Source organism: Streptomyces sp. NPDC002156, assembly GCF_053593675.1.
Window position 1 is genome coordinate 1 of record NZ_JBSFDA010000271.1, and the last position, 8396, is coordinate 8396.

The following is an 8396-nucleotide window of genomic DNA, read 5'->3' on the forward strand; positions in this document are numbered from 1 at the left end:
GCGCGGCGAGGGGCGCGCCAGCACTTGTTCTCGCCCCCGCCGCCCCTACCCGTCCCATCCCTGGGGGCTCCGCCCCCAGACCCCCGCTGTCGGCCTGAACGGCCTCGTCCTCAAACGCCGGACAAGCTGGAGGGTGCCTGGGCTCGCCTCGCAGCATCCGCGCCGGTCACCCCGGCCAACCTGCTTTCGGCTGGGGGTCCGGGGGCCCGCGGCGAAGCCGCTGGTGTTACAGCCCCCGGGAGATGCAGTCAGCCCGTCCGGCGTTTGAGGACAAGGGGGGGGTCTGGGGGCGCAGCCCCCAGGGATGGGAACGGGTAGGGGCGGCGGGGGCGAAGAAAGCCCTCACCCCCGTCACATCTTCGTCGCCCCCGCCGCCAGGTCCCGCAGGAAGTGCCTGGCCCCGAACAGGAAGACGATGATCAGCGGGACGACACTCATCAGTGCCCCGGCCATCACCAGCGAGTAGTCGGTGTTGTACAGGACGTTGAGGTTGGCCAGGGCGACCTGGAGGGTGACCCTGTCGGGGTCGATCATCACGACCAGGGGCCAGATGTAGTCGTTCCAGATGCCGATGAAGGTGAAGATCCCGAGGAACGCGAGGGCCGGCCGGAACAGCGGCAGGGCCACCTGCCAGTACAGGCGGAAGAAGCCGGCGCCGTCGATGCGCCCGGCGTCCAGCAGTTCGTCGGGCAGCGAGTTCTGGGCGTACTGGCGCATCCAGAAGATGCCGAAGGCGTTGGCCGCGCCCGGAATGATCAGCGCTTTCAGCGAGCCGGCCCAGCCGAACTCGGCCATGGTGACGAACTGCGGCACCAGGGAGAGCTGCGCGGGGATCATGTACGTGACCAGCAGCGAGCCGAACAGGAACTTCTTCGCCGGGAACTCGTACTTGGCGAAGGCGAACGCGGCCAGCGAGTCGAAGAACAGCACCAGCGCGGTGCCGAGCACGGCGACGACGACGGTGTTGAACAGCGAGCCGAAGAAGTCGACGGTGTCGAGCACCCGCCGCATGTTGTCCAGGAGATGCGGCCCCGGGATCAGCTTGGGCGGGTAGGCGTAGATGTCCTGGGTGGTGCCGGAGGCCATCACCACCAGCCAGTAGAAGGGGAACAGCGAGACCAGCACACCGAGGAGCAGCACCGCCCGGACACCGATCCGGGTGACTCTGCTGCCGGAGCCGATGGCGAGGCCCGCGTTGCTGGTCGTCCTCTCGTCAGCGGCCATTACGCGCCCCCTTGCCACGCAGGCGCAGACGGCTGACGATCCCGGCGCGGTCGTCGCTGTCGGAGCCGGAGACCAGCCGCCAGTTGATGAGGGTGAACACCGCGATGATCGCGAAGAGCAGCCAGCCCATCGCGGCCCCGTAGCCGAACTGATGGTCCTTGAACGCCTTCTGCCACAGATAGAGCACGACGGTCATACCTTCCTGCCCCGGTCCGCCGATGGTTCCGACATCGTCCGACTGGAAGAGAACCTGGGACTCGGTGAAGATCTGCAGGCCGTTGATGGTGGAGGTGACGGCGGCGAAGAGGATGACGGGCCGCAGTTGCGGCACGACGACCCGGAAGAGGGTCTGCCAGCTGTTCGCGCCGTCGACACGGGCGGCCTCGAAGTGCTCGGTGGGAATGGCCTGGAGACCCGCCAGGAAGATCAGGGCGTTGTAGCCGATCCACCGCCAGATGATCATGATGGAGACGGCCGACTTGATGCCCCACTCGGAGGACAGCCAGCCGACACCGTCCAGCCCGACCGCCCGCAGCAGCGAGTTGGCGAGCCCCGCCTGGGCGAAGACCGAGCCGAAGACGATGGTCATGGCGACCATCGAGGTGACGTTGGGGATGAAGTACGCCACCCGCAGGGCGCCCGTGAACCGGACCTGCGAATGCAGCATGAACGCGAGCACCAGGGCCAGGAAGAGCATCGGCACCGTGGACAGGAACCAGATCTCGAAGGTGTTGAGCACCGAGTGCCAGAACACCGAGTCCTCGAGCAGCCAGCCGTACTGCTTGAACCCGATGTAGCGCATGTCCCCGATGCCGTCCCAGTCCTGGAAGGACAGATACAGGGAGAAGACGACCGGGAAGGCGCCGAAGACGGCGAACAGGACGTAGAACGGGGAGATCGCGAGGAGCGGCGGGAAGTGGCGGCGCCATCCGCCGGGGGCGGTGGATCGCGTACGACGGACAAGGGGCTGCTTGCTGTCGGTCGGCGGGTCGAGAACCGTGGCCATGGTCAGCTCACCCCCAGCCGGGACAGCGTGGTCTCGGCGGTGTCGACCGCGTCCTGCCAGGCCCGGTCGGGCTTCTTGCCGAGCAGTTCCACGTTGGTCAGCTCCTGGAAGAACGGGGTGTTGGCGGTCTCCTCGTACGGGCTGAAGTAGATGACCGGAGCCTTCTCGGCGGCCGGGCCGAAGACGTCGATGGGCTTCTGGCCGCCGAAGAACGGGTCGGCCTTGTGCATCGCGGGGTCGGCGTAGGCGGCCGGAGTGGTGGGGAACAGGGACATCTCCTGGTAGCTCTTGAGCTGGTTCTCCGGGCTGAGCAGCCACTTCATGAAGGCGAATCCGCCCTCGGGGTCGCGGCAGTAGCGGGTCATGGTGACGTAGGAGCCGCCGTAGTTGCCGGGGCCGTCCGGCATGGTCGTCAGCCGCCAGGCGCCGGATGTCCTGGGCGCGGTCTCCTTGAGGCCGTTGATGGCCCACACGGCGGTGGTCATCGTGCTGACCTTTCCGCCGCTCATGGCCGCGTTGTAGTCCGGCGTACCGTCCGTGATCCTCGCGCTGAGCCCCTGCTGCAGTATCTCCACGGACAGGTCCCAGGCACGTCGGATGTGCGCCTGGTCGCCGATGAAGCGGTTGTCGGCGTCCACGAACTGCTTGGGGCTCTGGAGCAGGGCCTGCTGGAAGACGTTGCCGATGTTGGTCACCAGGTAGGGCTTGCCGGGCCCCTTCGTCCGGAGGGTCCGTCCGGCATCGATGAACTTCTCCCACGTGGGCATCGCCTCGGCGACGTCCGCCGGTTCGTAGGCCAGCCCGGCCGCCCGGAAGATGTCCCTGCGGTAGTAGAGGGCGGTGGGTCCGGCGTCGAGCGGGAAGCCGATCATGCGACCCGACGGGGTGAAGCAGCTCTTCCACTTCCAGTCGAGGTACTGGTCACGGACGGATTCGGCACCCACCGTCCGCAGGTCGAGGAACTCGTTCTCGTCGGGGAAGAACGTGGCGAGGTTGTCGGAGTTCACGACCGTCAGGTCCGGCACATAGGCGTGGGCGGCGAGACTCGTGCGCACCTTGTGGTCGATGTCCCCGTCGGGGATCTGGGAGCCCTTCACCTTGACCCCCGGCGCACCGGGGACACCCCGCCTGGCGGTGGCGAGCAGCTTGTCGCTCAGGGAGCCCTTCCAGTACCAGAGGCTCAGATGGTCGGTACCCACGGAGGCCGAGCCACTGCTCGCCCCGCATCCCGACAGCCCCAGCAGGGCCGCACCCGCACCGCCGAGGGAGACCCCCAGCAGTCGTCTGCGGGACATTGTTCGGTGTTCCATCGGCGCGCACTCACTTTCCGGGCACGGCTCGACCGGGGCAGACGGCGAAGACAACGATGTCAGCCAGGTCCGTGAACGTTCACGTGAACGTTGCCGTTGAGTATCGACGCGGCCGAAAACCAGTGTCAAGGGACGTACACGCTCGATGTGTTGCCCTACTGAGGCAACCCCGGGTGCCAAGGACGCGCCCCAAAGGGGCGCGGGGAACTGCGCGACCAGCCCCCACCGGCCCCGCAGCAAACAACGCGCCTGTCCACCACAACTCTCACACCGAGGCGCGCAACACCAGTTGAGGCACAACCCACGCATCGGAACCGCTCAACGGCTCCTCCCCCGCCCGCAACCGAGCCACCTGCTCCACAGCCAGCCGCCCCAACTGCCGCTTGTCGAGATGCAGAGTGGTCAACGCCGGCTCCACCAACTCCCCCAGCGACAGCCCGTCGAACCCCATGACGGCCAGGTCGTCCGGCACCCCCAGCCCACGCCGCCGAGCGCACCGCATCGCCCCGATGGCGATCAGGTCGTTGAAGCCGAACACCGCGGTGATCTCGGGCCGAGCGTCAAGGAGTTGAGCCATCCCCACCTCCCCGCCCGCAACGCTGTGCTCGGGGCTGCGCACGATCCAGCTGTCGTCGACGGGCAGCCCATGCCGTCGGACCTCGGCGAGGAAGGCCTCGCGCCTGGGCCCTGGCGCGTCGAGCCGGTCCCCGTCCAGCATCCCGATCCTGCGATGCCCCGCGCCGACGAGATGGGCGATGCCCTGCGCGAGCCCGGCGGCGGCGTCGATACCCACCGCCGCGAACTGCGTCTGCTGCGGGCCGCGTTCGAGCAGGACGAGCGGTACGCCGCCGAGGTGGCGGGCGAGAACCTCGTCGTCGTTCTTGAAGTAGCCGACGACCGCGTCCGCCTGATGGGACAGTACGTCGAGCGCCTCGCGCTCCCTGGTGTCGTCGGTGCGGGAGTCCCACACGACCACCTGCCAGCCGCGCTGCTCGGCGGCCTCCAGCACACCGGCGGCCACCTCGGGGAAGAACGGGTTCATCAGGTCCGGAATCACCAGCCCCGCCGTCACCGCCCCCTTGCGGACGAGACCCCGCGCGAACCGGCTCGGCCGGTAGTCCAGCAGACGGGCGGCCTCCAGGACCCGTTCCTTGGTGGCCGGGTCGATCTCGCCCTTGTCGTTGACGGCCCGGGAGACCGTCTGGCGCGAGACTCCGGCCAGTTGGGCGACGTCGTTGATCGTGGCCCGGCGGCGGGGGCCGTCAGGCTGCTCGGTACGCGGCTCCAGCTGCTGCTTGTCGGCCCACACGCTGTGCACTGTATCCGGCCACGGCGAGCCGGTGCTCCGGGCGGCCCGAGGGACCGGACAGCGAAGCGCTTGATCCGATGCCTGCCGCAACCGCAGCCGCTGCACGGAGGTCACCCACCCGGGCCACGGCGACTACCGGCTGACGTGCCGCCGTAGCCACAAGGCCGCTGACAGCAGGACACCTCGGATCCCATCCGCCAGAACCGCGACCGGCAAGGTGCCGACCATCCCGCTCAGCCTCGTGCGGCGGTGGTCCCCCGCAGGACGAGGCGCGGGTTCAGCACCACCTCACGGGACTCGGTACGCCCCTGGTCCAGGCGTTCGACGGCGGCGGTCACCGCGTACCGGGCCTGTTCGCGGGCGCTCTGGCTGACGGTGGTCAGGTTGAAGCAGCTCAGCCGGGAGAGGGCGTCGTCGTCGTAGCCGGCCACCGACACCTCGCCCGGGACGTCGACGCCCGCGCGGGAGAGGGCGGCCAGGACGCCGATGGCGGACTGGTCGTTGTAGGCGACGACAGCGGTGGGCAGTTCGCCGTCGTCGATGAGATGGCGGGCCGCACGCTCACCCGCCGCCTCGGTGTGGTCGCCGCGCAGCACCTTGATCTGGGCGTCCAGACCGTGCCGGCGCATGGCGGCGCGGTAGCCGCGGCGCCGGTCGGTGGCGATCACGCCCTTGCCGCCGTCGACGTACGTGATCGCTCGGTGGCCGAGCGAGACCAGGTGGTCGACTATCTGGCCGACACCGTCCTCGTCGGCGCTGCGTACGACGTCCAGGTCGGCGTCGTCGATCCGACGGCCGACGGCGATGACGGGCGCCTTGCGGTCGAGGGCGGCGAGGGTGTCGGCGGGGGCGGTCGGGCCGAGCAGGATCAGGGCCTCGCTGCGGAAGGCGAGCAGCGTCTCGACGGCGGTGTGCTCGTCGCGGGTGCGGGTCTGGGTGCTGAGGACCAGGTCGTAGCCCACGTCCTCGGCGGCCGTGTGCAGATGCTCGACAAGTTCGGCGTGGAACGGGCTGTGGATGTCGACCATGACGCCGAGCAGCCGGGTGCGCCTGCTGGCCAGGAGGCTGGCGGTGCGGTCGACCTGGTAGCCGAGGTCGGCCGCGGCCTTCAGGACGCGCTGCCGGGTGCGCTCGCTGGGGCCGGCCACTCCGCGCAGCACCAGGGAGACGGAGGCGGTGGACACACCCACGCGGGCGGCCACGTCCTCCAGCCGGGGGCGCCTGCTCGCGCTGTCCCGGCCACGCGCCGAACCGGCCTCGTCCACTTGTGCCTCCCGCCAGATCTTCTTGCGCAACACCCTTGACACGTTCGTGAAACGAGCCGATAGTACCAGGACTTAAAGCGCTTTAAATTGTCCTGATGTTCTCACCGCGACTCCGACAGAGACCGTCGCGGTTCCCCGGCCCCATCCACCAGCCGCGGATCGCTGCCCCATCTCTCCCCCCACCTGCCTCCCCTCTCTCCCTCCCATTGCACAGCGAGGTGCATGAAGCATGAACCGCACATCTCTTCCGCGATCCCGCAGAATCGCCCCCGTCGTCGCCACGGCCGCGGCAGCCGCCCTGGTGCTGGCGGGCTGTTCCAGCAACTCCGGCGGCAAGAAGTCCGAGGACGGCGGCGCCGAGGCATCTGCGGGCAAGGCCAGTACCCCGCGGATGACGATCGCGATGGTCACCCACGCGCCCTCCGGTGACACCTTCTGGGACACCATCCGCAAGGGCGCCCAGGCCGCCGCGGCCAAGGACAACGTCAAGCTCATCTACTCGAACGACGAGACCGCCGGCGACCAGGCCAACCTGGTGCAGAACGCGATCGACCAGAAGGTCGACGGCATCGCGGTCACCCTCGCCAAGCCCGACGCGATGAAGGCCGTCGTCGCCAAGGCGGAGGCGGCCGGCATCCCCGTCGTCGGCTTCAACGCCGGCCTCTCCGTGTGGAAGGAGCAGGGCCTGCTGTCCTTCTTCGGCCAGGACGAGTCCGTCTCCGGACAGGCGCTCGGCACCAAGCTCAACTCCACCGGCGCCAAGCACGCCGTGTGCGTCGTCCAGGCCCAGGGTGACGTCAACCTCGAAGAGCGCTGCGCCGGCGTGAAGAAGACGTTCAGCGGCAAGACCGAGACCCTCTACGTCAACGGCACCGACATGCCGTCCGTGAAGTCGACGATCACCGCGAAGCTCAACCAGGACAAGTCCATCGACGAGATCGTCACGCTCGGCGCCCCGTTCGCGCTGACGGCGGTGCAGTCGGCGTCCGAGGCGGGCAGCAAGGCGAAGGTCGCGACGTTCGACCTCAACAAGGACCTGATCGCGGCCATCGAGTCGGGCGACATCCAGTTCGCGGTCGACCAGCAGCCCTACCTCCAGGGCTACTTGGCGGTCGACTCCCTGTGGCTCTACAAGAACAACGGCAACTACAGCGGTGGCGGCGAGCAGCCGATCCTGACCGGTCCGGCGTTCGTCGACAAGGCCAACGTCGAGACGGTGGCCGCGTTCGCCGCGAAGGGCACCCGGTGATGAGTATGACCCAGCAGGCTGCGCCGGCGGTGACCACACCGCCGGCTCCGCCGGTCAGCCAGAAGGACGGACGCACCGCTGAACGGTCGCTGGGGCGCCGGGTGTTGGCCCGCCCCGAGGTCGGCGCGCTGATCGCCGCCATCGGTGTGTACCTGTTCTTCTTCGCGGCGGCTCCGGCCTTCCGGGAGACCAGCGCACTGTCCACCGTGCTGTACCAGGCGTCGGTGATGGGCATCATGGCGCTGCCGGTGGCCCTGCTGATGATCGGCGGCGAGTTCGACCTGTCCGCCGGTGTCGCGGTCACCACCTCGGCGCTCACCGCGGCGATCATCAGCTTCCAACTGTCCGTGAACGTGTGGACGGGCGTGATCGTCGCGCTGCTCGTCTCACTCGCCGTCGGCGCCTTCAACGGCTGGCTGCTGATCAAGACCGGGCTGCCGAGCTTCCTGGTGACCCTGGGCTCGTTCCTGATCCTCCAGGGCTCCAACCTCGCCGTGACGAAGATCTTCACGGGGAACGTGGCGTCCGACTCCATCTCGGACATGGACGGCTTCGACCAGGCCAAGAAGGTCTTCGCCTCCGAGTTCAGCATCGGCGACGTCAGCTTCAAGATCACGATCGTGTACTGGCTGGTGTTCGCGGCCATCGCGACGTGGATCCTGCTGCGCACCAAGTTCGGCAACTGGATCTTCGCGGTGGGCGGCAGCCAGGACAGCGCCCGCGCTGTCGGTGTCCCGGTCAAGTTCACGAAGATCGCCCTGTTCATGGGCGTGGGCGCGGGTGCCTGGTTCGTGGGCATGCACCTGCTGTTCTCGTTCAACACGGTGCAGTCCGGCGAGGGCGTCGGCAACGAGTTCCTGTACATCATCGCGGCGGTGATCGGCGGCTGCCTGCTGACCGGCGGCTACGGCTCCGCGGTCGGCCCGGTCATCGGTGCCTTCATCTTCGGCATGGTCTCCCAGGGCATCGTGTACGCCAACTGGAACCCGGACTGGTTCAAGGCGTTCCTCGGCGTGATGCTCCTGGTCGCCGC

7 protein-coding genes are annotated in these 8396 nt (G+C 68.5%); 2 read left to right on the forward strand and 5 right to left on the reverse strand.

The features are described from left to right. Positions 1-351: 351 nt before the first annotated feature. The 5 genes from ACWCRB_RS47470 to ACWCRB_RS47490 all read right to left on the reverse strand — a co-directional run bounded on the left by ACWCRB_RS47470 (position 352) and on the right by ACWCRB_RS47490 (position 6114). The gene (locus ACWCRB_RS47470) at positions 352-1224 is read right to left on the reverse strand and encodes a carbohydrate ABC transporter permease (protein ID WP_451002017.1); all 873 of its coding nucleotides are present in this window, start codon (positions 1222-1224) and stop codon (positions 352-354) included. Further along, the gene (locus tag ACWCRB_RS47475) at positions 1214-2230 is read right to left on the reverse strand and encodes a carbohydrate ABC transporter permease (RefSeq protein WP_451002018.1); all 1017 of its coding nucleotides are present in this window, start codon (positions 2228-2230) and stop codon (positions 1214-1216) included. Before ACWCRB_RS47475 ends, ACWCRB_RS47470 begins: the two co-directional genes overlap by 11 nt. 2 nt (positions 2231-2232) lie before the next feature. Then, positions 2233-3525: an ABC transporter substrate-binding protein gene (locus tag ACWCRB_RS47480; protein ID WP_451002019.1), complete on the reverse strand. Its 1293-nt coding sequence runs from the start codon at positions 3523-3525 to the stop codon at positions 2233-2235. A 280-nt stretch (positions 3526-3805) separates the two neighbouring features. Continuing rightward, entirely contained in the window at positions 3806-4849 is a 1044-nt protein-coding gene (locus ACWCRB_RS47485) for a LacI family DNA-binding transcriptional regulator (RefSeq protein WP_451002020.1), read from the reverse strand. Between the two features lie 233 nt (positions 4850-5082). After that, positions 5083-6114 (reverse strand): LacI family DNA-binding transcriptional regulator, encoded by a 1032-nt coding sequence (locus ACWCRB_RS47490; protein ID WP_451002023.1) that lies wholly within the window; start codon positions 6112-6114, stop codon positions 5083-5085. Positions 6115-6343: 229 nt separating this feature from the next. On the opposite strand from ACWCRB_RS47490, the gene ACWCRB_RS47495 reads away from it, so the two are divergent. After that, positions 6344-7363 carry a sugar ABC transporter substrate-binding protein gene (locus ACWCRB_RS47495; protein WP_451002021.1) on the forward strand — a complete coding sequence of 340 codons (1020 nt, stop codon included), beginning with the start codon at positions 6344-6346 and terminating at the stop codon, positions 7361-7363. Further along, positions 7363-8396: ABC transporter permease (locus ACWCRB_RS47500; RefSeq protein ID WP_451002022.1), on the forward strand; the 1034-nt coding region annotated here is incomplete at its 3' end. The genes ACWCRB_RS47495 and ACWCRB_RS47500, both read left to right, overlap by 1 nt.

What these genes read in the sequence shown, in the direction of transcription:
- ACWCRB_RS47470 (WP_451002017.1), bottom strand. Translation starts at nt 1,224, where the DNA reads ATGGCCGCTGACGAGAGGACGACCAGCAACGCGGGCCTCGCCATCGGC.
- ACWCRB_RS47475 (WP_451002018.1), bottom strand. Translation starts at nt 2,230, where the DNA reads ATGGCCACGGTTCTCGACCCGCCGACCGACAGCAAGCAGCCCCTTGTC.
- ACWCRB_RS47480 (WP_451002019.1), bottom strand. Translation starts at nt 3,525, where the DNA reads ATGTCCCGCAGACGACTGCTGGGGGTCTCCCTCGGCGGTGCGGGTGCG.
- ACWCRB_RS47495 (WP_451002021.1), top strand. Translation starts at nt 6,344, where the DNA reads ATGAACCGCACATCTCTTCCGCGATCCCGCAGAATCGCCCCCGTCGTC.